Origin of the sequence: Mesorhizobium sp. PUT5, from assembly GCF_052216645.1 — a bacterium.
GTDB lineage: Bacteria > Pseudomonadota > Alphaproteobacteria > Rhizobiales > Rhizobiaceae > Mesorhizobium.
This window is the reverse complement of record NZ_JBQOSO010000003.1, coordinates 220,381-244,153: the sequence shown is the minus strand read 5'-3', so window position 1 is coordinate 244,153 and position 23,773 is coordinate 220,381. Positions and strand designations below refer to the sequence as shown.

The window sequence follows — 23,773 nt, the reverse complement described above, 5'->3', positions numbered from 1 at the left end:
GCCGGCTCGAATGCCTGCGTGTTTCGATCCGCGCCCCCGCGTGGGGGGCGACGATCCAGACGGCCGGCGATTTCCAGTTCACCATGTTTCGATCCGCGCCCCCGCGTGGGGGGCGACGCAGGCTATGGCCAAGTTGGAGAGGCACGAAGCGGGTTTCGATCCGCGCCCCCGCGTGGGGGGCGACACCCTGCGGATTAGTCTGATCGATGATCACGCGCGTTTCGATCCGCGCCCCCGCGTGGGGGGCGACTCGCGCCCTTGATCGACTCAACACCAACGATCCAGTTTCGATCCGCGCCCCCGCGTGGGGGGCGACGAGATTGGCTGGTGGCTTGGCGTCGATCCAACTGTTTCGATCCGCGCCCCCGCGTGGGGGGCGACCATCGGCGGCGAGTTTCACCTCGCTCTTGTCGATGTTTCGATCCGCGCCCCCGCGTGGGGGGCGACTGACTACTGGCTGTGCAGACACTTCTACGGGCACGTTTCGATCCGCGCCCCCGCGTGGGGGGCGACCATTGGCGGCGTGATGCCGTTGCCGGTCAGCATCGGGTTTCGATCCGCGCCCCCGCGTGGGGGGCGACGACAGAGCGCGGCGGCGCTCCAGATGGGAGCCTGTTTCGATCCGCGCCCCCGCGTGGGGGGCGACGATTCTCTGCTATCCTCTGATGAGGACGCAGTAGTTTCGATCCGCGCCCCCGCGTGGGGGGCGACCAAACCGCCTCGGCCTGGTCGTCGTTCTTCACCGGTTTCGATCCGCGCCCCCGCGTGGGGGGCGACCTCAGGCGCAGGCCGCGCAGGCGCGTCTGGCGCTGTTTCGATCCGCGCCCCCGCGTGGGGGGCGACACGGCGTTGTACGGATTGCCGTTGAGTTGCTGCAGGTTTCGATCCGCGCCCCCGCGTGGGGGGCGACACGGCCGAGCGCCATTCCAGCGCGGCGAAGGTGCGGTTTCGATCCGCGCCCCCGCGTGGGGGGCGACCAGTTTTCCGGCTCTAGGTAAGCGCCGCTGCGGAGGTTTCGATCCGCGCCCCCGCGTGGGGGGCGACGTTAACTTGCCGTTCTTCTTGCTGATCAGCAGGAAGTTTCGATCCGCGCCCCCGCGTGGGGGGCGACGCTGGCTCCGGGATCGAACCGGGCCACCGCGAAGTTTCGATCCGCGCCCCCGCGTGGGGGGCGACCGCGCCGTCTCGAACGCAGCATCGAGGCTCCGGTTGTTTCGATCCGCGCCCCCGCGTGGGGGGCGACGCTGCGCCTCTAGCGATATTCGCTTCGGAGTGAGGGTTTCGATCCGCGCCCCCGCGTGGGGGGCGACAGCTTGGCCGTTCCTTCGTCGGCATCGAGATCGATGTTTCGATCCGCGCCCCCGCGTGGGGGGCGACGTATGCCGTTGATCGGCTCGCCGGCCCATGGCTGGTTTCGATCCGCGCCCCCGCGTGGGGGGCGACGCCTCGCCGTCGACGAAGGCCGGCACCGACACCATGTTTCGATCCGCGCCCCCGCGTGGGGGGCGACGATGTATTCCGCGCGGCCGGTGACAACGCCGGAGTTTCGATCCGCGCCCCCGCGTGGGGGGCGACCCGAACTTGTCGAATGCCTGCGTCGCCCGCGTATAGTTTCGATCCGCGCCCCCGCGTGGGGGGCGACGCCCGGCCAGGCGCCACGCAGCCTCGACATAGAGTTTCGATCCGCGCCCCCGCGTGGGGGGCGACTCTGCCGGCGATTCGTGCCGGCAGGATAGCTGAGGTTTCGATCCGCGCCCCCGCGTGGGGGGCGACGCTGGTAGTAGGATTGCCCCGTATCCATGCGTTCGGTTTCGATCCGCGCCCCCGCGTGGGGGGCGACACGATCTTGGGATTGCCGCTGGGTGCATCGAACCGGTTTCGATCCGCGCCCCCGCGTGGGGGGCGACAGGCGTTTTCGTACCGGCTCATGGCGGTCGCCCGCTGTTTCGATCCGCGCCCCCGCGTGGGGGGCGACCGTATGCCGTTGATCGGCTCGCCGGCCCATGGCTGGTTTCGATCCGCGCCCCCGCGTGGGGGGCGACCGATCGCGCAGGCGGATCGTTACCTTGCGCCAGGAGTTTCGATCCGCGCCCCCGCGTGGGGGGCGACACCATCTCAACCTGGCGCTCGACAACCTGCGCAAGTTTCGATCCGCGCCCCCGCGTGGGGGGCGACAAGCCAGTCGATCGCGGATCTGCTCGGTCTTCAGGTTTCGATCCGCGCCCCCGCGTGGGGGGCGACTCGCGGACATCGCGGAAATAGTCGAGCTTTGCCTTGTTTCGATCCGCGCCCCCGCGTGGGGGGCGACTCTCCGACTTCGCAGCCGCATTCCAGGCAGCAAGTTTCGATCCGCGCCCCCGCGTGGGGGGCGACATCGCGGCGTCCTTCAGTTCGGTCAACGTGTCGTAGTTTCGATCCGCGCCCCCGCGTGGGGGGCGACGCGACCGGTCTAGGCCCCGATCTGATCATTGCTAAGTTTCGATCCGCGCCCCCGCGTGGGGGGCGACATTTGGGTTTCACCTTAATCCGCGGTCCTTGAGTGTTTCGATCCGCGCCCCCGCGTGGGGGGCGACGTTCTTGATCCGCAGGCGCTCGTCTTCGTCGACGAGGTTTCGATCCGCGCCCCCGCGTGGGGGGCGACCACGTTTCGTCCGCAAGGGGCTTTCGGAGGCCGAGTTTCGATCCGCGCCCCCGCGTGGGGGGCGACATTGCCGCTGGGTGCATCGAACCGGAACAGGCGGTTTCGATCCGCGCCCCCGCGTGGGGGGCGACCGTCTATCCTTTAACCCGCTGATGGCGCTCGTCAAACAAGCTCGCAGGCGCGCATCGGCAGGATGTGCGTGGCCGTCCTGCGCTGCCGCGCCTGCCAGCAGCGGAATTCTTTCACGATTTCAAAGAACTGGCCGCAGCGCGAACCTGCCGGGCGCCGCCCGCACGCTTGGGGTTCGCGCCAGGCCGGCCGGGCGCCGCCCATACGGCGCTGCGGGCGCTCACACGATCAGCGTGCCGCCCAGATCCGCCGCCGGCTTTGCGCCCACATGCTCGACCTTCCGCTGCCAGTTGGCACCGAGATAGTAATAGCGCAGGCTGTCGGTGGCGGGATCAATGGCGGATTCCAGACGCGCCTTCAGCCGCGTCCATTGCGCCGGATCGACCTCGATCTCGAACACCGAATATTGCACGCGCTGGCCGAAGTCGCGACAGGCCTTCGCCACCGCCCGCAACCGGGCAGCTCCCTTGTCGCTGGACGTGGCGACATCATAGGTGACGAGCACAAGCATGGCGGCAGCCGCTTTGTTGATGCGTGATCCCGTGCGAAAGACCGCAACTTTCCGGTGTCATGCCTTATTTCCAGAACCAGGGCGGATAGGCGTCGAGATCGCCGCGCAGATGACGCGCCAGCAATTGCGCCTGCAGGTAAGGCACCAGGCCGAGCGGCGCCTTCTCCTCCAGAAACGGATGCTGGCGCTCTTCGCGCTTGCGCTCCTGCCAGGCGGCAAGCACCGTCCTGCGCGCCTCTTCTCCCAGCAGCACCGCGCCGCTTTCCTGCGTTTCGAAGTCGCGGGCGCGGAGCTGGCGCCGGTTGATCAGCGACAGTGCCAGCCTGTCCGCCAGCACCGGCCGCAATTCCTCCATCAGGTCGAGCGCCAGGCTCGGCCGGCCCGGCCGGTCGCGGTGGAGGAAGCCGACCGAGGGGTCGAGCCCCACGCTTTCGCAGGCGCTGCGGCAGTCATGCGCCAGCAGCGTGTAGAGAAAGGACAGCAGCGCGTTGACGGGATCGAGCGGCGGCCGGCGCGAGCGCGCCGTCCAGCGCATGGCCGCGTCCGGCGCGCGGATGAGGTGGTCGAACACGGAGAAATAGAGGTTGGCCGCCTCCCCCTCCGAGCCGCGCAGCCGGTCCACCTCCTCGTCGGCCAGTTCCGCGCGCCGCATGATATGGGCCAGCCGCTCCACGGCAGCCGCGATCGCCGCACGATCATCGGCCGACATGTCCTGGCCATAGTCGCGCAGCGCCCGCATCAGAACGGAGCGCTGATTGGCCACCTTGCCCGCCACCAGCGAGCGCACGATTCCTTCCGGCCGGTCGGAGGCGCGATACTGCGCGCGTCTCAGCAGCACGTTGCCGGTGGTGGGCCCCTCGATACGCGCCTGGAACCGGCCGTTGCGCTCCATGAGCGCGATCGAGATGCCGGCTGAAGCGCAGGCCGCCACCAGCGCCGGCGAAACCAGGATCGGCCCGAAGGCAACGACCGAGGCCAGCATGTGCAGCGGCACGCGCGCCCGCTCCTGCCCCTCCACCTCGGCGACAAGATTTTCGCCATCCTTGCGCAGCGCCGCGCCTTCGGTGGTCACATAGACGGTGTTGAGCAGCTTCCTCACGACGCGGCCTCCTCGGCGGCAAGGCGTGCCACCATGCGCGCGCGCCAGGCGATGACCGGCCGCGCCACGACCTCGGGGCGGCACAGATCCTTCAGCGAGCAGGCGCGGCAGCGTTCGCGCCGCGTCGTCGGCAGCGGCGTCGTGCCGGCGGCAAAGACCTCGGCGAAGGCCGCGGCGGTTTCCTGCGTCAGACGGCGCAGGTCCGCATCGAACGGCACGACGACGCGCCGCTTGGTCTCGCCGTAGAACAACGCGCCTTCCGGCACGGCCATGCCGGTCATCTCCTCCAGGCACAGCGCCTGCGCGCAAAGCTGCACTTCGTCGGCGCGATGCAGCTTCGGCTTGCCGCGCTTGTATTCCACCGGATAGGGCACTTCGCTCCCGTCCGGCTGCGGGTGGAATTCCACCAGATCGGCGGTGCCGGCGACGCCCAGCCGCGCCGAAGCCAAGGGCAGGGCCAGAACCCGGCGCACGCCACGCGCCCTGCGCGAGCCGCCTTTGTCGGCGACCGTATGCAGGACGTGGCCTTCCGCCGTGAAGCGGTTGTCGGCCCAGGCGCGCTCGACATGGATCAGAGCCGCCTGCCGCAGGCAATAGACCGCGTGCTGGAGCGCGGAAAGCGGGAAGGGTTCGCTCTCCGGCTGCGCCGGATCGCCGGCCGGCATGGCGTCAGCACTTCTGGATGATTTCCACCCCGTCCGGCAGGTTGTCGCGGTCGATGGTGACCGCATAGTCGGAGAAGGCGCGGGCAGGCGGGTAGTTGTCCATGCGGCCATCGATCTGACGGAACTCCCCGTCGATGCTGCGGCCGATCCGGATGCGCTCGAACAGGGCGTGCGACGGCGTATTGCCCAGTGCGTTGCTGTGCTTGAAGACGACCAGCCGGCGAGTTGCCATCTCGCCGCGTGCGGCCGAACGGTCGTGTTCGAACATGCTGCACAGGGCTTCGAACAGGAGTTCAAGGTCCGCGTCGGTAAAACCCGTGCGCTCCGCAAGCTTGGCGGAGACGAAACCATGCGCGCGATAGAGCGCGTAGGGAACGATATATTTGCGCCCCATGGTGCGGTTGTCCACGCGCTCATTGCCCTCTTCGCTACCCTCGGCGCGCTGTTTCTTCTCGGCCTCGTTGGTAGCGGCCATGCGCGTGATGGAGATTTCCTGCGGCAGGATCGGCTCGACGGAGTTGGCGAAGGTCATCTGTACCGGGCCCCGCACCTGCCCGGCATTGATGCCCGTCGACATGACCGCACCGAAGGTCCGCACGTCGAAGAAATTCCTGCACATGAAGTCGCGAAGTTGCCGTGCTTCGGCGTCGTCCTTCGGATTGAGCTTCGCGTCCTTTTCGACCTTGGGGTCATCCGGGCGCAGCGCCTTGTAGGCCTGGCGATGCTTGTCGTTGAGGATAGCTCCCTCTTCGACATAGATGTGGTGGCCGTCGACGCCGGAGCGTGCCAGATCGACATAATTTCGCACCTTGCGTTTCAGGCTCACGTCCGAAACCAGCCCATGATTGGTTTCGGGGTCCAGGCGCGGCAGGTTGCCGGCGTCGGGGTCTCCGTTGGGATTGCCCTTGGCAACGTCGAACAGGAGAACGAAGTCGTAGCGGTTGGCAATCGTGGTCATTCTGCGGCCTCCTCCGAACCTGCCGTATCGCGCTTGCGGAAAGCCTCTGCGCGTTGATGGTAGTAGCCGAGCCCGAACATCGCCTGCTCGGCCGAGCCCAGCGATGCCGGGAAAGGATCGTCGCCCGGCGACATCAGCTCCATGATGCCGCCGATCGCCTTCTCCAGATTCACACGCTGGCCGGGCCGCTCCTTGCCGACCTTGGAAAGATGGTTGGCGCAACCGCGCTCGAGCAGAGAAAAGACGCTACGCGGCGTGGCCGATGCCGAACCGTAGAACTTGTCCTTGATAGTCGCATTCACGTTGCGGCCCAGCGCTGCGTATTGCGCCTGCTCATAGACGGCGAACAGCCGCCCGAGCAGGTAGCCCTTGTTCCTGTTCTCCGGGTCCAGTGACACGGGAGCCTCCCTGGTTTTGTCTCCATGATCGGGTTTCATGCGGAAATTGCGCACCAGAACGGCACGCAAGATGGCAGCTCGCAGGCCATTGATGTCGCCGTCGGCGCGGATGCGCGACAGCACGGCCGACAGCAAGGTGAGCGGATAGGCCATGCCGCCCAGAATGGCGCGCATCCACTCGCCGGCCAGATTGGGCGGCACGTTTTCGCGCTTGCCCAGCACTGCCGTCTCCACCAGATACCGCCACAAAGGCGGGTAGGCCTCACGCCAAGAGGGCTCGACGTGCATGTCCTGGACGAAGCGTTGATAATTCCGCGCCAGCTCGCGGAAATCATTGTCGTAGTGGAAGCGGATCGAGATGCGCGCCGCGTTGGGCGCAAGGCCGAGCACGTGGAAGCGCACGCCGTCTTCCAGCCTCGAGTCCAGTGTCTCGAGCGGCTCGCCTTTTTTAAGCTGTTCCAGAAGGATGCCGATTTTCTTGGCTTCGGCTGTTTCGTCGACCGTCTCGCCGCCGAACATGGCGGTGAACAGCGCCTCCGCTTCCTTGGCGACCTCGGCCTCCGACGCGTCGGCCCAGAATACCGTCGAGGCATCGCCGATCTGGATGCGATGTCCGCTGTCCCGTTCGAGAAAGCGGTTGAGCGCGGTGGTGTAGGCGAAGGCGGCAGCCTCGGAGACCGGGGCGTTGTCGCCCTGCTCGTGGCCATAGGAAGTGAAGGCGTCCAGATTGAACGATACGATGGAGCCGCCCGAAGACTGGCCGCCCCATACACCCTTGATCGCCGGATGCAGCCGTGCGACCGGCGCTGCATCGCCGGTCACCAGACAAACCTGGGAAAGTTCGCCGCCGCCACCCGACAGACGCGACCACAGCGCCTTGGCCGCCGGCCGATCATGCAGCCATAGATTCCGGCGGCGGTCCGCCTCCAGGACGAAGGCGACATTCTGGTCTTGGAACTCGTCGTTCCACAGCGGCTCGGCGAATTGCTCGGGCGTCCACTGACGCAGAAACAGCAGCAGGGCATTCAGCCCGGGATCGTCCGTTCCGACCAGTTCCTTTTCGTGGCGTTCCTTGAAGGCGGCATGTTCTCGAGCCGTCCGCTTCCCCTCCCCTGACGTCACACCAAGCGTATAGGCTGTTTTGTCCCACAGGAAGTTTGGTGTAACGTTGGAAGCCCTCTTCACCGGCTGCGGCACCAGCATCGGGCGCGGATTACGCTTCTTTCCCTCGCCGACGCGCCAGTCGGTGACGCCGGCCACCGAGCCGTCCGGGTTCAGACCGACGATGACACCTATATTCTGGACCGAATAGCCAAAGGGCGGCGCTTCGGGCAGGCGTTCATAGGCACGCACCAGCGAGGCGAGAATGCTCATCTGCGCACCTCCGGCGAACCCGGCGGCGGCACCCGCACCACGCCATCGCGCAGTGTCGCGCGAAACACCATGGAGGGCCTGCCCCTGGCCTGGTGGTCGATGTCCCATAGCATAAAGCCGAGATCGCGCGGTTCGCCGAAGCCGAGGTCCCTGCCCCGCTGTTCCTGCGGCGCCTGCGGCGTCGGCTCTCCCGGCTCGATCAGCTCGAAGCTTGCCGCGAATTCGCGCGTGCCGAGACAGGGCTGGTGGAAACACTGGCCGCGCCCTGCCCGGCGGTTGAAGGTGTCGAGATGTTTGCCTTCATTATCTCCGGCATCGGCCTTCGTGGTCAGCTCGAAATGTGCGGCTATGACATAGGCGGGCCTCACCAGAACGGTCGAGGCACGCTGCTGCCGGTCCTCGTCGACCAGAAGCTGCAAGCCGCCGAGATCGCCGCGCTTCATGGCGCCCTTGACCTTGCCGGCGGGCACCTTGGAGCCGACCTCGTTGCGCCGGATCGACTGAAAACGCGGCGTCTCCAGCACATGGATTTCGTCGACCACCCAGCGGATCGCCGGCTTCCAGTGGATCGCCTCCAGAATGCCCCGCGCGGCCGACGGCGTCATCACCTCATAGGAGACGCGCTCCACCTTCATCTCGGGACGCGTGAAGCAGGCATGGTCCCCCCACACCTTCAACCGGATACCGTAGGCCATTCCCCCCCGCCCTGCCGATGCGCGACCGGTGCGCCTTTTTCTGCGCTATCCGTGCGCGATCAAACGATCGTGTCCTCCAAAGCCAGATATTCCGGCGTCTCCCACAGAAGCCCCACCTCCGGGTCGTACAGGTTCTGCGTGCGAAGCACGGCAAACTGATCCCCGCGCTGCTGAGGGCATTCGAATGCCACATGTCCGCAACGGATCAGCAACTCCCTGGCCCTCGCCGGAACCTGCACAATGTAAGTCTGCAACTTGCGGGCGATAAGGCCAGACGGAATCCGCTCGAAAGGAAGATCATCCACCGCTTTTATTGCCTTGTCATCGAAAGGCACGATCACCGCTTCCATATTGCTTTCGATCATGCGGAATTTCTGCGCAACATCACGGAAGGCGAAATTCGTTTCCCGGCCATCCAGCTTCAGGGCGTCCACTATGCCCTCGCGGTCCAGCCGCTCGGCCATGCGCCAGTAGACCTCGCCGTAGAAGCTGCGCATGGCCTCGAGCGTCTGGATGTCGCCCTGATGCGCGTCGAGGGCCCGGACCGTATCCTCCACCAGGGATTTGATCTCGCGCGGCGGCGGATAGTCCGGCGCGGCAAAGACGCTGACGATGCTGTCTTCCAGCGGCCGCCGGCCTTCTCGATTGCAACGGCCCGCTGCCTGCGTGATCTGGTCCCAGCCCGCTTCCGCGCGCCAGACGCGCGGAAAATCCACGTCGACGCCGGCTTCGATCAGGCTGGTGGCGATGAGGCGGCAGGCCAGCCCGTCCTTCAGCCTGTGGCGCGCGTCGTCCAGGATCCCGCGCCGGTGCGCCGCGCATTGCCGCGTGGTCAGATGCACCAGCCCGTCCAGTCCTGCTTCCTTCGCCTGCCTGTAAAGCTCCAGCGCATGCCGGCGGCTGTTGACGATCACCAGCGCTTGCGGCAGCGGCCGCATGGCCGCCACCAGCGCCTCGTTGCTCATCTCGCCGACGCGCTCGATGCGGGCACGGCGAAGCCGGGAGGCAAGGCCACGCGGATCGGGGGCGAGTTCGCGGCCTTCGAGGTCGAGCCCGTCCGGAAAGCCCTGTCCCCCGTCCTCACCGTCCTTGCCCAGCGCCGGCTGCGTGGCCGTGCACAGCACGATGGTGCAGCCAAACAGGCGCGCCAGCGTATCCAGCATGCGCACCGCAGGCTTCAGCAGATGGCGCGGCAGGGTCTGGGCCTCGTCCAATATAATGATGGAGCCGGCGATGTTGTGCAGCTTGCGGGCGCGAGAGGTCCTGGCCGCGAACAGGCTTTCGAAAAGCTGCACGTTGGTGGTGACGACGACCGGGGCCGCCCAGTCCTCCATGGCGAGCCGCAGCTTGTCGCGGCTGGTGGGAAAATCCCGCTGGCCGCGGCGCGCCGCCGCCTCGTCTTCCTCGATCGCCGAATGGTGCTCCAATATGTGCTCGCCGCCCAGCACCTTGCGGAAAACCGTCGCCGTCTGATCGATGATCGACGTGAAGGGTATGGCGTAGATGATGCGGCGCAGGCCATGCGCTTTGGCATGGTCCAGCGCAAAGCCGAGCGAGGCGAGCGTCTTGCCGCCGCCGGTCGGCACGGTCAGCGTGAACAGGCCGGGCGCCAGCGCCGCGCCGGCGCGCACGTGGGCAAGTATGTCGCGGCGCAGCGGGTTCAACTCGCCGTCGCGCGGCAGGCCGGCCATATGGGTGTCGAAGCGGGACAGATAATCCGGCAGCAGATCGCCCAGGGCAGGCCATTCGCGGTCCACCTGCCGGTTCTCCAATTTGGCATAGAACTCTTCGGTGTTCTTGAAATCCGCGTCCACCAGGCAGGAGAACAGGAAGCGCGCGATGACCGACATGTCGAAGGCCACATGCCGGTTGCCGACGCCTATGGCCTTGAGCATCCGCTCCGGCAGCAGGCCGGCAAGGTCGGGCGCGATCTCGTCGCGCCAGGCCGGATCGAGGCTGTCCGTGAAACGCCGGCAACGCTCCTCGAAGCAGGAAGGCTCGGCCGTCCTCCTGTCGGGCAGTCCGGCGTGGTGGCCCAAGATCGCGTAGGAAATGATCTCCGCCATCAGCACGTCGAAGGGGCTTCCGTCCCTGGCCAGTTGCTGAAGGATGGCCGCTCCGGCGGTGGAGTGATCGACGCGGATGTCCGCGCCCGTCAGCCGGCGCTGGAATTCGGGATCGTATTTGCCCAGATCGTGGAACAGGCCGGCCGCGGAGGCGGCCTTTTCCAGGCCGAAGACCTCGGCGAACCGGGCCGCCAGACCGGCCGTCTCGATCAGATGCTCCGGCAGGCCCTGCCAGTCGCTGCAATCGCCCGGCGTCCCCGAATGCGCATAATAGGCCGGCCGCGCCTGCGCTTGCCCGTTCTGCCCCGGTTGCATGTCACCCCCCCCAACGCCAACCGATGGTGGCATGGAAGGCCGCTCCGGACAAGGACGGGCGGTTCACGGAAGCAGGGAACCCGTGCGGATTCCGCGTCTGCAAATGAAAGGCTCTATTGCGTTGCCGAGGCCGTCTGCAGCTCCGGCTTGTTCCAGCCGCCGCCGAGTGCCTGGAACAGGCTGGTCTCCGCCAGCAGCCGGTTCAACCGGACCTGGACCAGCGTCGATTCGGCGGTGAACAGGGTCTGCTCGGCCTGGAGGACGCTGATGAGATTGACGGTGCCTCCGTTCAACTGCGCCTCGGCCACCTCGAAGGCCTTGCGCGAATTGGCCACCACGTCGCCCTGCAGCCGCAACTGGATCGTGGTCTGCTCAAGCGCGACGAGCGCCATTTCCACGTCGCCGAACGCCGACAGCACCGCCTTGCGGTAGGATTGCAGGAATTGAAGCTGCACGCCTCTCGCCTGCTTGAGTTCGCTCTTCAGCAGAAAGCCGTCGAAGATCGGCTGCGTCAGGCTGGCGGCGAGCGTGTAGTACCAGGCGCCGGGCGCGAACAGCGAAGACAGCGCCGCGCTCTGGTAGCCTGTCGTGCCGGTCAGCCCGATCTGCGGCAGGAAGGCCGCCCGGGCCGACTCGACGCTGAAATTGGACGCGGCGAGCTGCGCTTCCGCCTGCCGGATATCCGGCCGCCGCACCAGCAGTTCGGACGGCAGGCCGGGCGTCACGCGCGGCACCGATATGCGCGACAGGCTCGGACCGTTCACCTTGAAATCGGCGGGCGCGCGCGCCACCAGCACCGCAAGGGCGGCGATGTTCTGCCGGCGCGTCACCTCGAGCGGCGGGATCGAGGCCCGGACCTGGGCCACCAGCGCGGCCTGCTGCGAGACGTCGAGCTGCGAAGCCGTTCCGGCAGCGAACTGCTTCTGGATCAGGTTGAGGATACGGGTCGACGCGGCGAGGTTGCTGCGGGCGACCTTCAGCTCGTCCTGCGCGGCAAGTATCTGGAAATAGGTGTTGGCGACTGAAACGACGGTGCTGAGCGCGACGACCTCGTGGTTGTAGCGGCTGGCCAGGGCATTCTTTTCGGCCGCGAACAAGGTCGCGCGGTTCTTGCCCCAGAAATCGAGCATGTAGCTCGCCGTCAGCCCGAGATTGTACTGCGAGAATACGGAGGCTCCGCCTCCCACCGTCGCCTGTTGGCGTATCCGCTCGGCCGAGGCCCCTCCGGTCAGGCTGGGCAGCAGCGGCGCGCCCGCTATGCCGGCCTGCGCGTCCGCCTGTATGATCTGCGCCACCGCCACGGCGATGTCGAGGTTGGAGATCTGCGCCTGCTCGATAAGGCCGGTAAGTTCCTTCGAGCGGAATCCCTGCCACCAGTCCAGCGCCGGGACGGCGGCGTCGGGATGGCGCGGCCCGGCCCCGTAGGCGGCCGGCACCTCGAGCGCCGCGTCGGGATGTTCCGTGCCGAGAATGCAGCCGGAGAGGCCCAGCCCCGTCAGGCAGACGGCCAGGATACGGCCGAACGGCCACCTGCCATTTGCGCGAGTGGCATGAACCGAACCGCGAGCAACACAACGCATACCGCGCCAACCAAGCTCAGAAGTTCCAGGATGGTAAGCGCCCCTCTCCGTGTGCCCGAGGGCTTACCTTGAAGCGGTTGCAGCGTGACAGCTTCATGCATGCCGAGTCAATCCGTCATCTGGCCGTCATCCGGCCGTCATCCGGCCATCATCCGGCCGTCATGCGCCGAGATTGTCGGGGAGTTCGCGGCGTCGGGCCGCGACGGAACGCAATCGAGCGTCCGCCCCGGTCATTCTGCCGGCTGCGCCTGTGGCCGCGATCCCCTGAGCCAAAGGCGCAGATGATCGACATAGAGATAGATGACCGGCGTCGTGTAGAGCGTGAGCATCTGGCTCAGTATCAGACCGCCGACGATCGCGATGCCGAGCGGCTGTCGGATCTCGCCGCCTTCGCCGAGGCCCAGCGCCAGCGGCACGGCGCCGAGCATCGCTGCCAGCGTCGTCATCATGATCGGCCGGAAGCGCAGCAGGCAGGCCTGGAAGATGGCCTCGCGCGGCGGCAGATGGCCGTTGCGCTCGGCATCGAGTGCGAAGTCGATCATCATGATGGCGTTCTTCTTCACGATGCCGATGAGCAGGATGACGCCGATCAGCGCCATGATGCTGAATTCGATGCCGGTCGCCGTCAGCGCCAACAGCGCTCCCACCCCGGCTGAAGGCAGGGTCGACAGGATGGTGAGGGGATGGGCATAGCTTTCGTAGAGGATGCCCAGAACCGCATAGACCGCGATCAGCGCGGCCAGGATGAGCATCGGCTGGTCGGACAGCGAATCCTCGAAAACCTTCGCCGTGCCGGCGAAGGTGCCATGGATGGAGCCCGGCAGCCCGATGCGGTCCGACGCCTGGCCGATGGCGGCGACCGCGTCGCTCAGCGCCATGCCCGGCGCGAGGTTGAACGATATGGTGGTGGCGACGAACAGCCCCTGATGGTTGATGGCGAGCGGCGTGCTGCCGGGCCCGTATCGGGCGACGGCGGCAAGCGGCACCATGGTCTCGACGCCCGTGCTGACCGCCGAACCCGTCGAGGCGGCCGTCCTGCCCGTGCTGGCGATCGAATTGTTCGCCTGGTTGCGCGCGGCGTCCGCCGCGATGGCGGCCGCGCTGGCGGACTGGCCCGGCGACACGAACGTGCCGGCCACCGCGTTGCTCGCCTGCGAGCCGCCCACCGAGCCGCCCGCGGTGCTGACATAGACCTGCTTCAGCGTCTCCGGGCTCTGCCAATATTGCGGCGCCACCTCCATGACCACGTGGTACTGGTTGCGCGCCACATAGATGGTCGAGACCTGCCGCTGCCCGAAAGCGTCGTATAGGGTGTTGTCGATCTGGCCGACCGTGATGCCGAAGCGCGAGGCCGCATCGCGGTCGATGTCGACATCGGCCTGCAGGCCCTTGTTCTGCTGGTCGCTGTTGACGTCGGTGAGCCGCGGATCGGTCTGCAGCGCGGCGGCGAGCTTTGGCGCCCACTCGACCAGCTCGTCGAACGTGTCTCCCTGCAAGGTGTATTGATACTGCGCGTTGGACTGCCGCCCGCCGACGCGGATGTCCTGCACGGACTGCAGGAACAGGGTCGCCCCCGAGACGACGGACAGTTCCCGCCGCAGCCGCCCGATCACCTGGTCGGCCGAGATCTTGCGTTCGGATAGCGGCTTCAGGGAAACGAACATGAAGCCCGAATTGGTCTGCCCGCCGCCGGTGAAGCCGACGGCCGTCCCCACGGCCGGGTCGCGGCTGACGATACCGGCGAACTGGCCGAGCTTCTGGGACATGAGCTGGAACGAGATCGCCTGGTCGGCCTGGATGGAGCCGACGAGCCGCCCGGTGTCCTGCTGCGGGAAGAAGCCTTTCGGGATGGCGACGTAGAGATAGAAGTTCAGGCACAGCGTTGCCGCCAGTATCGCCAGGATCAGGCGCGGATGGCCGAGCGCCCAGGAAAGCGAGCGCCTGTAGCCGGCAAGCATGGCATCGAACACGCCTTCGCTGAGGCGGTAGAGCCTGCCGTGCCGCCTGTCCCGTTCGGAGCGCAGCAGGATGGAGCACATCATCGGCGTGGTCGTCAGCGATACGACCAGCGAAACCAGTATGGCGGCGGAAAGCGTGACGGCGAACTCGCGGAACAGTCGGCCGATGATGCCGCCCATGAGCAGGATCGGAATGAAAACGGCGATCAGCGAGATGCTCATGGCGAGTACGGTGAAGCCGACTTCCGCGGCTCCCTTGATCGCGGCCTGCAAGGGCGGCATGCCGGAGGAGACGTGCCGGGAGATGTTCTCCAGCACGACGATGGCATCGTCCACCACGAAGCCGGTGGCGATCGTGAGCGCCATCAGCGACAGGTTGTCGATGCTGAAGCCGAGCAGGTACATGACGCCCAGCGTGCCCACCAGCGAAACCGGTACCGCAACGATCGGCACCAGCGTGGAGCGCACGTTGCGCAGGAAGGCGAACACCACCAGGATGACGAGGCCGATGGCGATCATCAGCGCCTGCTCCACCTCCTGCAGCGAGGCACGGATGGTGGTGGAACGGTCTGAGGCCAGCGTCAGGTCTATGGCCGGCGAGATGGAGGCGCGCAATGTCGGCAGCAGCGCCTTCACCCGGTCCACGGTCGCTATGATGTTGGCGTTGGGCGACCTGTTGAGGATGATGAGCACGGCGGGCTTGCCGTTGGCGAGGCCGGCATTGCGGATGTTCTCCACCGAATCCGTGACCTCCCCGACATCCGTCAGGCGAACCGGGGCGCCGTTGCGGTAGGCCACGATCAGCGATCGATAGTCCCTGGCGGCCGTCGCCTGGTCGTTGGCGTAGATCTGGTAGCGCTGGTCGCCGACGTTGACGGCGCCCTTGGGGCTGTGCGCGTTGGCGGAGGCGAGCGCGGCGCGCACGTCCTCCAGCCCGATGCCGTAATTGTAGAGCGCCTGGGGCACCAGTTCGACCCGCACGGCCGGAAGCGAGCTGCCGCCGACCGTCACCTCGCCGATGCCGTCGACCTGCGACAGCTTCTGCGCCAGCACCGTGCTGGCGGCATCGAAAAGCTGGCCCTTGGACAGCGTGTCCGAAGTCAGCGCAAGGATCAGGATCGGCGCGTCCGCCGGATTGACCTTCCGATAGGTCGGGTTGGAGCGCAGGCTGGTCGGCAGGTCCGCGCGCGCGGCGTTGATGGCGGCCTGCACGTCGCGCGCGGCGCCGTCGATATCCCGGTCGAGGCCGAATTGCAGCGTGATGCGGGCCGAGCCGACGCTGCTCGACGAGGTCATCTCGTTCACGTCCGCGATCTGGCCGAGATGCCGTTCCAGGGGGCTCGCCACCGTCTGCGCCACCACCTCGGGGCTCGCGCCCGGCAGCGTCGCCTGGACCGATATGACCGGATAGTCCACCGCCGGCAGCGGCGCCACCGGCAGAAGGGGGAAGGCCACCAGCCCCGCCATCAGCACGCCGAAGGTCAGCAGCGTCGTCGCCACCGGGCGCCTGATGAAGGGGACCGAAAGGTTCATGGCACCGCGCCCGCGCCCGCACCGCGCCCTTGCGGCCTGTCGATCCGCGCGCTCCCCAGCCTGTGCGAAAGTCGGTCGAGCCACAGATAGATGACCGGCGTCGTGAACAGCGTCAGCAACTGTGAAAGCAGCAGGCCCCCGACGATGGCGACGCCCAGCGGATGCCTCAACTCGGAGCCGACGCCGGTGCCCAGCATCAGCGGCAGCGCGCCCAGGATCGCCGCCAGCGTCGTCATCAGGATCGGTCGGAAGCGCAGCAAACAGGCCCGATGAATGGCGGCGCGCGGCGGCAATCCCTCCTCCCGCTGCGCTTCCAGCGCGAAGTCGATCATCATGATGGCGTTCTTCTTCACGATGCCGATCAGAAGGATGATGCCGATGATGGAGATGACGGTGAGGTCCTCTCCGGCGAACATGAGCGCCAGCAGGGCGCCGATGCCGGCCGAGGGCAGGGTGGACAGGATGGTGATCGGGTGGACGAAGCTCTCGTAGAGGACGCCGAGCACGATGTAGACCGTCACCACCGCCGCCAGCACCAGGAAAAGCTGGTTGCCGAGCGAGGACTGGAAGGCGCGCGCCGCGCCCTGGAAGCTGGTGATGACGCTGAGCGGCATGCCGATCCCGGCCTGGGCCTGGCCGATGGCGGCGACCGCCTCGCCGAGCGACGCGCCGGGCGCCAGGTTGAACGAGACGGTCGTTGCGGGAAACTGCCCCATATGCGTGACCTGAAGCGGGGCGGTGCCGACATGGACCCTGGCCACCACCGGTAATGGTATGGGCGCCCCGCCGGTGGAAGAGGGCAGATAGATCGAGTTCAGCGACTGCAGCGAGCCCTGCAGGGCGGGAACCGCCTCCAGGACGACGCGGTACTGGCTCGAGGTGGTGAAGATGGTGGACACGATGCGCTGGCCGAACGCATCGTAGAGCGCGTTGTCAACCGTGGCGGGCGTGATGCCGAAGCGCGCCGCCTGGTCGCGGTCGATGTCGATAAAGGCGGCGAGCCCGCTGTCGGCGAGGTCGCTGGCCACGTCGGCGAGTTGCGGCAGCGTGTTCAGCTTGTCGACCAGCTTCGGCGTCCATTCCGCCAGCTCGTCCGCGTTGGCATCCTGGAGAACGAATTGATACTGCGTGCGGCTGACCGTGCCGTCTATGGTCAGGTCCTGCACGGGCTGCATGTAGAGCGTGATGCCGGAAAGGCCGGCGGCGGCCTGCTTCAGCCGCCCGATCACCGTTGCGATGTCGGCGCCGCGCTGGTCGTGCGGCTTCAGGTTGATCAGCATGCGCCCGACATTGAGCGTCATGTTGGTGCCGTCCACGCCGATGAAGGACGACAGGCTTTCCACGTCGGGGTCCTTCAGCACGATGGCGGCCAGTTCCTGCTGCCGCGCGGCCATCGAACTGTAGGAAACCGACTGCGGCGCCTCGGTGATGGCCTGGATGACGCCGGTGTCCTGCACCGGGAAGAAGCCTTTCGGGATCACGACATAAAGCACCGCCGTCAGCAACAGCGTGGTCACGGCCGCCATCAGCATCAGTTGCTGCCGGTCGAGCACCCAGTCGAGCGCGCGTCCGTAGCCGCGGATCACCCATTCGAAGAAGTCGTGGCTGGCGCGCTGGAAAGCGTTCTCGTGAACGTCCGATACGGGCTTGAGCAGCCTGGCGCAGGCCATCGGCACCAGCGTCAGCGAGACCACGGCCGAGATCAGGATGGTGGTGGCCAGCGTGATGGAGAATTCGCGGAAGAGGCGGCCGACCACGTCGCCCATGAACAGGAGCGGGATGAGCACGGCAATCAGCGAGACCGTCAGCGATATGATGGTGAAGCCGATCTGCTCCGACCCCTTGAGCGCGGCCTCCTGCGGCGAGTAGCCTTGCTCGATGAAGCGGGCGATGTTCTCGATGACCACGATCGCGTCGTCGACCACGAAGCCGGTGGCGATGGTGAGCGCCATCAGCGACAGATTGTCGAGGCTGTAGCCGAACAGGTACATGACGCCCAGCGTACCCACCAGCGACAGCGGCACGGAAAGGCTCGGGATCAGCGTCGCGCGCGCGCTGCGCAGGAAGACGAAGATGACCAGCACCACGAGCACCACCGCCAGGGACAGTTCGTATTCGACGTCGCGCACCGAGGCGCGGATGGTGGTGGTGCGGTCGGTCAGCACCTTGACGTCGATGGATGCGGGCAGCGACGCCTGGAGCTGCGGCAGCAGCGCCTTGATGCGGTCCACCACGTCGATGACATTGGCGCCGGGCTGACGCTGGATGTTCATGATGATGGCGGGCGTAGCGTTCATCCAGGCGCCGAGCTTGTCGTTCTCGGCGCCGCTGACCACGGTGCCTACGTCGCTCAGCCGCACCGGAGCGCCGTCCTTGTAAGCCACGATCAGCGATAGATACTGGTCGGCGCTGCTTAGCTGGTCGTTGGAGTTGATCGTGTAGGCGCGCGAAGGGCCGTCGAAGCTGCCCTTCGGCGTGTTGACGTTGGCGTTGCCCAGCGTGGTGCGCAGATCGTCGATGTTGAGGCCGTAGGCGGCGAGCTTGCGCGGATCGGTCTGGACGCGCACGGCCGGGCGCTGGCCGCCGCTCAGCGTCACCAGGCCGACGCCGGCAAGCTGCGAGATCTTCTGGGCGAGCCGGGTGTCGGCAAGCTGCTGCACCTCGCGCAGCGGCAGGGTCTCGGAGGTCAGCCCGAGCGTCAGCACCGGCGCATCGGCCGGATTGACCTTGGCGTAGATCGGCGGCGCGGGCAGGTCCGCCGGCAGCAGGTTGCCGGCGGCATTGATCGCCGCCTGCACTTCCTGCTCGGCCACGTCGAGCGAGATCGCCAGGCTGAACTGCAGCGTGATGACGGAAGCGCCGGCCGAGCTCACCGAGTTCATCTGGTTGAGGTTGGCGATCTGGCCGAGTTGCACCTCCAGCGGCGCGGTGACCGAGGACGTCATGACATCCGGGCTCGCGCCGGGATAGAAGGTCTGCACCTGGATGGTCGGATAGTCGACCTCGGGCAGGGCCGAAACGGGCAGGAACTGGAAGGCCAGCACGCCCGAAAGCATGACGGCCACCATCAGGAGCGTCGTCGCCACCGGCCTCAGGATGAAGGCGCGCGACGGGTTCATTGCTGTCCAGCGGGTTGCGCCTGCCCGGCATCGGGACGGCGATGCTGGCCGCCATGCTTCGGCGGCGCTCCGGGCTGGCCCTGTCGCGCCGCCGGCGAGGCCGGCTGTTGCGTCCCCGCCTGGCCCTGGTCCGCATCCCGGACATTGACCGTGGCCCCATCACGCAGCTTGTCGGCTCCGTCGACCACCACACGCTCGCCCGCGCTCAATCCGGAGCGTACCTCGACGCGGTCGCCATTGGTGACGCCGAGGTCGATCTTGCGCACGGAGACTGTACTGTCGGAGTTGACGACATAGGCGAAAGTGCCGGGTTGCCCGCGCTGGACGGCAGCCGTCGGCACGGTCGCCACATCCTTGTGCTGGTCGACAAGCAATTCCACGTTGACGAACTGGTTTGGATAGAGAAGACGCTCCTCGTTGCCGAAGCTCGCCCTGAGCCTGATCGTGCCGGTGGTGGGGTCGATCTGGCTGTCGAAGCTCTCCAGCCGGCCGTCGGCGAGCTTGCTGTCGCCGGTGCGGTCATAGGCGGTCACGGGCAGCGTTGCGCCCTGGCCGAGCCGCTGTGCCACCGCCTGCAGCTCGTCCTCGGGAATGCTGAAGAGAACGCTGATCGGCTGGATCTGGGTGATGACGACGATGCCGGCGGCGTCGCCCGGCGTGACGTAGTTGCCGGTATCGACCTGCCGCAGGCCAGCACGCCCGTCCACCGGGGCCAGGATGCGGCAATAGGCCAGATTCACCGTCGCCGCCTGGACGGCCGCCTTGTCGGCCTCGACCGTGCCCTGGTACTGCGCCACGAGGGCCACCTGCGTGTCCAGGGTCTGGCGCGGCACCGCGTTCTGCGCGGCGAGCCCCTGGTAGCGCTTGAGATCGACCTGCGCGCCCTGGAGAAGCGCCTGATCGCGGGCAAGCGCACCCTGCGCCTGCGCCAGCGCCGCCTCATAGGGCCTGGGGTCGATCTGGGCCAGAAGATCGCCCTTGCGGACGTCCTGGCCCTCCTTGAAGTCGACCTCGATGAGCTGTCCGCTGATCTGCGACTTCACCGTCACCGTCGCGAGCGAGGTGACGGTGCCGAGCGCGTCGAGCGTCACGTTCATGTCGCCGGTCGCGACGGTCGCGACGCCGATGGAGCTCGGCTGCATCATGCGCCGTTCCTGCGGCGCCTGACCCGTGGCCAGCGGGCGTTGCCACAGATAGGCCCCGACCGCCGCCACGACCAGCAGGAATATCGCCCAGGCGACCCAGCCGCGCGCGCGCCGCTGCCCGGCAGCGGGCCTGTCGAGGGGAGACGGCTCGAACTGCGGGCCCTCGATCCGCCGGCGCTCGGCCTGCGGCTCTTCCAGCCGCGGCCGTCCGGCGGTCCTTGGCTTGGCAGCTTTCAGGTGCTTGTCCATGACGGTCCTTCAAGCTCGCTGCAGGCGAATTTGTATGGCCAAAACCGGACCAAGTCGAATTAAGACTTGGAAAGGTTGGGTCGCGAGTCGCGCCATTCGGCGGGCACCGGCCTGCGAAGTCCCGTCGGCAGGATACATCGCCTCGCGACCGCCTCCCTTCACGGATCGATCCCGCGCACGCCGCCGGGATCGGCGCCGCCGGCGGGAAGCGCCGGCACCGCCGCGTCGCCGATCGAAGCGGCATCGGGCCGGCGTTTCCTGGCGAACCGGCCCGCAAGGCGGTCGAGATAGAGGTAGACCACCGGCGTGGTGAACAGGGTGAGAGCCTGGCTGACGGCAAGCCCGCCGAACATGGCGAAGCCCAGCGGCTGCCGCAGCTCCGAACCGGTTCCATGGCCGAGCATCAGGGGGACCGCGCCGAGCATGGTGGCCATGGTCGTCATCATGATCGGCCGGAAGCGGATCAGGGCGGCACGGCGTATCGCCTCCTCGCTCGACAGGTTGTCGCGGCGTTCGCCCTCGATGGCGAAGTCGACCATCATGATGCCGTTCTTCTTGACGATGCCGATCAGGAGGATGACGGCGATCAGCGCGATCAGGCTGAAGTCGTAGCCCAGCAGCATCAGGGTCGCCAGCGCGCCAATGCCGGCTGACGGCAGCGTCGACAGGATGGTCAGCGGATGGATGTAGCTTTCGTAGAGGATGCCGAGGATCAGGTACACCATGACCAGGGCGCCCACCAGCAGCAGCGGCACGGTGGTCAGCGACTGCTGGAAAGCCTGCGCGGTACCCTCGAAACCGAAGTTGATCGTCGCAGGCAGGTTCATCGCGTGCAAGGCGCGCGTGATCGTGTTCGTGGCGTCGCCGATCGAAACGCCCGCCGCGAGGTTGAAGCTGATGGTGACGGAAGGGAACTGGCTCTGGTGACTGATCTGCAGCGGCTGGACAGGCACCGTGGTCCAATGCGCAAGCACCGACAGCGGCACGTCCGCGCCGCTTGCGGACCTGACATAGAGCTTGTTCAGGGTGGCGATGTCGCCCTGGAGCGAGGGCAGCACCTCCATGATGACGTAGTAGCTCGAAAGCTGGGTGAAATACTGCGCGATCTGGCGCTGGCCGAAGGCGTCGTCGAGCGTGTTGTCGACGACCGCCGGCTGGATGCCGTAGCGCTCCGCCTGGGCGCGGTCGACGGTCAGCGTCAGCGTCGTGCCGTTCGTCTGCTGGTCCGACGCGACGCCGGCGAGGTCCGGCAGCGATTGCAGCTTCGCCAGCACCTTGGGCGACCAGGTGTTCAGCGCCCCGATGTCGGGGCTGGTCAGGCTCATCTGGTACTGGGTGCGTGACACGCGGCCTCCCACGCGCACGTCCTGCGCCGCCTGGAGGAACAGATGCGCGCCTTCCACCTTCGCCAGCTTGGGCTGCAGGCGGCGGATGATCTGGTCGGCGCTCGCCTTGCGTTCGTCGCGCGGCTTCAGCGTGATGAAGACGCGTCCGCTGTTCAGCGAATTGCCGACGCCGCCCACGGCCATGGCGACGCTGGCGACGTCCGGGTCCGCCTGGACGATGGCGCCCAGTTCCTGCTGGCGCCCGAGCATCCGGGAGAAGGAGATGTCCTGCGCGGCTTCCGCCTGGCCGACGATGAGGCCCGTGTCCTGCTGGGGGAAGAAGCCCTTCGGTATCCAGACGAACAGGGCGACGGACAGCGCCACCGACACGATGAAGATGCACAGCGTGACGAGGCGGAAGCGCAAGGCAATGTCGAGGGCCCGTTCATAGCCCCTTGCCAGCATGTCGAAGCCGCGTTCGCTCAGGGCGTAGAGCCTGCCGTGCCTGACCGTCTCCGCGCTACGCAGGAAGCGCGAGGCCAGCATGGGGATCAGCGTCAGCGAAACGAAGGCGGACACCAGGATCGTCATGGCCAGCGTGACCGAGAACTCGCGGAACAGCCGTCCGATGATGCCGCTCATCAACAGCAGCGGCAGCAGCACGGCGACCAGCGAAAGGCTGATGGAAAGGATAGTGAAGCCGATCTCGCCGGCGCCCGTCATGGCCGCCTCGAACGGCGTCATCCCGTCGTCCACGTGCCGCTGGATATTTTCGAGCACGACGATGGCGTCGTCGACGACGAAGCCGACGGCGATGGTCAGGGCCATGAGCGACAGATTGTCGAGGGTGAAGCCCGCCATCCACATCGCCCCGCAGGCCCCGAACAGGGCAAGCGGCACGGTCAGGCTCGGAATGGCGGTGGCACGGACGCTGCGCAGGAACACGAAGATGACGGCGACCACGAGCACGATGGTGATCAGCAGCGTGGTCTGCACGTCGCGGACCGCCGCGCGGATGGTCTGGGTGCGGTCGCTCAGCACCCCGATCTTGATGCCGGGCTGCATGCTCGCGGTCAGGCGTGGCAGTTCGGCCTTGATGCTGTCGACCGTGGCGATGACATTCGCGCCGGGCTGCTTGAAGATGATGAGGAAGATGCCCCGCTTGCCGTCGGCCCAGGCGGCCTGCTTGCTGTCCTGGGGGCCGCTGACCGCGCGGCCGATGTCCTTCACGTAAAGGGGCGAGCCGTTCTGATAGGTGACGATGACGTCGTTCCACTTCTCGGCCTCGGTGAGCTGGTCGTTGGTGTAGATGGTGTAGCTGCGCAGGGGGCCGTCTATGTTGCCGGTCGGGTCGTTGGCGGTGACGCCGCTGAGCTGGTTGCGGACGTCCTCCAGCGTCAGCCCCTTGGCGATCAGCTTGTCCGGATCAAGCTGCACGCGGATGGCCGGCTTCTGCTGCCCGCCGTAAAGCACCTGCGCGACGCCCGGAAGCTGGCTGATCTGCTGGCCGAGCTTGGTCTCCACCTCGTTGTCGACCGTCGTCAGCGGGAGCGTGTCCGAAGTGGCCGAGAGCAAAAGGATGGGCGAATCCGCGGGATTGACCTTGCGGTAGGTGGGCGGGCTCGGCAGATTTGCCGGCAATTGCCCGGAGGCGGAGTTGATGGCGGCCTGCACGTCGTTGGCAGCGCCGTCGATGTTGCGGCCGAGATTGAACTGCAGGGTGATCTGCGAGGAGCCGAGCGTGTTCACCGAGGTCATTTCGGCGACGTCCGCGATCTGCGCGAAGGCGGTTTCGAGCGGCTGGGCCACGGACGAGGCCATGATGCTGGGGCTGGCGCCGGGCAGTTGCGCCGACACCTGGATTGTGGGGAAGTCCACCTGCGGCAGGGGCGCCACCGGCAGCAGCGGATAGGCGGCCATTCCGACCAGCAATATGCCCGCCATCAGGAGCGAGGTCGCCACCGGATGCTTGATGAAGGGAGAAGATAGACCGCCTGTCGCAGCCATGTTCGT

General features: G+C 67.0%; 12 protein-coding genes and 1 CRISPR repeat array (1 of these 13 cut by a window edge). All 12 genes read right to left on the bottom strand.

Annotated features, from left to right (window positions below):
* Window positions 1-2,772: direct repeats of the CRISPR family, unit length 32 nt; unit sequence GTTTCGATCCGCGCCCCCGCGTGGGGGGCGAC (it extends 4,306 nt beyond the left edge of the window).
* Between the two features lie 218 nt (window positions 2,773-2,990).
* Window positions 2,991-3,281, bottom strand: a complete 291-nt coding sequence (gene cas2 / locus ACTDI4_RS02790; protein WP_442839701.1) for a CRISPR-associated endonuclease Cas2 — start codon at window positions 3,279-3,281, stop codon at window positions 2,991-2,993.
* Window positions 3,282-3,345: 64 nt separating this feature from the next.
* On the bottom strand, window positions 3,346-4,380 hold the full coding sequence (gene cas1c, locus ACTDI4_RS02785) for a type I-C CRISPR-associated endonuclease Cas1c (protein ID WP_442839700.1): 1,035 nt from the start codon (window positions 4,378-4,380) through the stop codon (window positions 3,346-3,348).
* Window positions 4,377-5,045: a CRISPR-associated protein Cas4 gene (gene cas4, locus ACTDI4_RS02780; RefSeq protein WP_442839699.1), complete on the bottom strand. Its 669-nt coding sequence runs from the start codon at window positions 5,043-5,045 to the stop codon at window positions 4,377-4,379. Before cas4 ends, cas1c begins: the two co-directional genes overlap by 4 nt.
* Before the next feature lie 4 nt (window positions 5,046-5,049).
* A complete protein-coding gene (cas7c, locus tag ACTDI4_RS02775) occupies window positions 5,050-6,003 on the bottom strand; it encodes a type I-C CRISPR-associated protein Cas7/Csd2 (RefSeq protein ID WP_442839698.1) in 954 nt (317 codons plus the stop codon).
* Window positions 6,000-7,775: a type I-C CRISPR-associated protein Cas8c/Csd1 gene (gene cas8c, locus ACTDI4_RS02770; RefSeq protein ID WP_442839697.1), complete on the bottom strand. Its 1,776-nt coding sequence runs from the start codon at window positions 7,773-7,775 to the stop codon at window positions 6,000-6,002. The genes cas7c and cas8c overlap by 4 nt, the downstream gene beginning before the upstream one ends.
* Window positions 7,772-8,470 carry a type I-C CRISPR-associated protein Cas5c gene (gene cas5c / locus ACTDI4_RS02765; protein WP_442839696.1) on the bottom strand — a complete coding sequence of 233 codons (699 nt, stop codon included), beginning with the start codon at window positions 8,468-8,470 and terminating at the stop codon, window positions 7,772-7,774. Before cas5c ends, cas8c begins: the two co-directional genes overlap by 4 nt.
* Before the next feature lie 59 nt (window positions 8,471-8,529).
* A complete protein-coding gene (cas3, locus tag ACTDI4_RS02760) occupies window positions 8,530-10,851 on the bottom strand; it encodes a CRISPR-associated helicase Cas3' (RefSeq protein WP_442839695.1) in 2,322 nt (773 codons plus the stop codon).
* A gap of 113 nt (window positions 10,852-10,964) precedes the next feature.
* On the bottom strand, window positions 10,965-12,431 hold the full coding sequence (locus tag ACTDI4_RS02755) for an efflux transporter outer membrane subunit (RefSeq protein WP_442839694.1): 1,467 nt from the start codon (window positions 12,429-12,431) through the stop codon (window positions 10,965-10,967).
* A gap of 230 nt (window positions 12,432-12,661) precedes the next feature.
* A complete protein-coding gene (locus tag ACTDI4_RS02750) occupies window positions 12,662-15,922 on the bottom strand; it encodes an efflux RND transporter permease subunit (RefSeq protein WP_442839693.1) in 3,261 nt (1,086 codons plus the stop codon).
* Window positions 15,919-19,041 (bottom strand): MdtB/MuxB family multidrug efflux RND transporter permease subunit, encoded by a 3,123-nt coding sequence (locus ACTDI4_RS02745; RefSeq protein WP_442839692.1) that lies wholly within the window; start codon window positions 19,039-19,041, stop codon window positions 15,919-15,921. Before ACTDI4_RS02745 ends, ACTDI4_RS02750 begins: the two co-directional genes overlap by 4 nt.
* Entirely contained in the window at window positions 19,038-20,435 is a 1,398-nt protein-coding gene (locus ACTDI4_RS02740; RefSeq protein ID WP_442839691.1) for an MdtA/MuxA family multidrug efflux RND transporter periplasmic adaptor subunit, read from the bottom strand. Before ACTDI4_RS02740 ends, ACTDI4_RS02745 begins: the two co-directional genes overlap by 4 nt.
* Before the next feature lie 158 nt (window positions 20,436-20,593).
* Window positions 20,594-23,767: an efflux RND transporter permease subunit gene (locus ACTDI4_RS02735; RefSeq protein WP_442839690.1), complete on the bottom strand. Its 3,174-nt coding sequence runs from the start codon at window positions 23,765-23,767 to the stop codon at window positions 20,594-20,596.
* Window positions 23,768-23,773 lie beyond the last annotated feature (6 nt).

Excerpts from the sequence above, each read along its gene's own strand:
- cas2 (WP_442839701.1), bottom strand. The coding sequence starts at position 3,281 with ATGCTTGTGCTCGTCACCTATGATGTCGCCACGTCCAGCGACAAGGGA.
- cas4 (WP_442839699.1), bottom strand. The coding sequence starts at position 5,045 with ATGCCGGCCGGCGATCCGGCGCAGCCGGAGAGCGAACCCTTCCCGCTT.
- cas7c (WP_442839698.1), bottom strand. The coding sequence starts at position 6,003 with ATGACCACGATTGCCAACCGCTACGACTTCGTTCTCCTGTTCGACGTT.
- cas8c (WP_442839697.1), bottom strand. The coding sequence starts at position 7,775 with ATGAGCATTCTCGCCTCGCTGGTGCGTGCCTATGAACGCCTGCCCGAA.
- cas5c (WP_442839696.1), bottom strand. The coding sequence starts at position 8,470 with ATGGCCTACGGTATCCGGTTGAAGGTGTGGGGGGACCATGCCTGCTTC.
- cas3 (WP_442839695.1), bottom strand. The coding sequence starts at position 10,851 with ATGCAACCGGGGCAGAACGGGCAAGCGCAGGCGCGGCCGGCCTATTAT.
- ACTDI4_RS02755 (WP_442839694.1), bottom strand. The coding sequence starts at position 12,431 with ATGCGTTGTGTTGCTCGCGGTTCGGTTCATGCCACTCGCGCAAATGGC.
- ACTDI4_RS02750 (WP_442839693.1), bottom strand. The coding sequence starts at position 15,922 with ATGAACCTTTCGGTCCCCTTCATCAGGCGCCCGGTGGCGACGACGCTG.
- ACTDI4_RS02745 (WP_442839692.1), bottom strand. The coding sequence starts at position 19,041 with ATGAACCCGTCGCGCGCCTTCATCCTGAGGCCGGTGGCGACGACGCTC.
- ACTDI4_RS02740 (WP_442839691.1), bottom strand. The coding sequence starts at position 20,435 with ATGGACAAGCACCTGAAAGCTGCCAAGCCAAGGACCGCCGGACGGCCG.
- ACTDI4_RS02735 (WP_442839690.1), bottom strand. The coding sequence starts at position 23,767 with ATGGCTGCGACAGGCGGTCTATCTTCTCCCTTCATCAAGCATCCGGTG.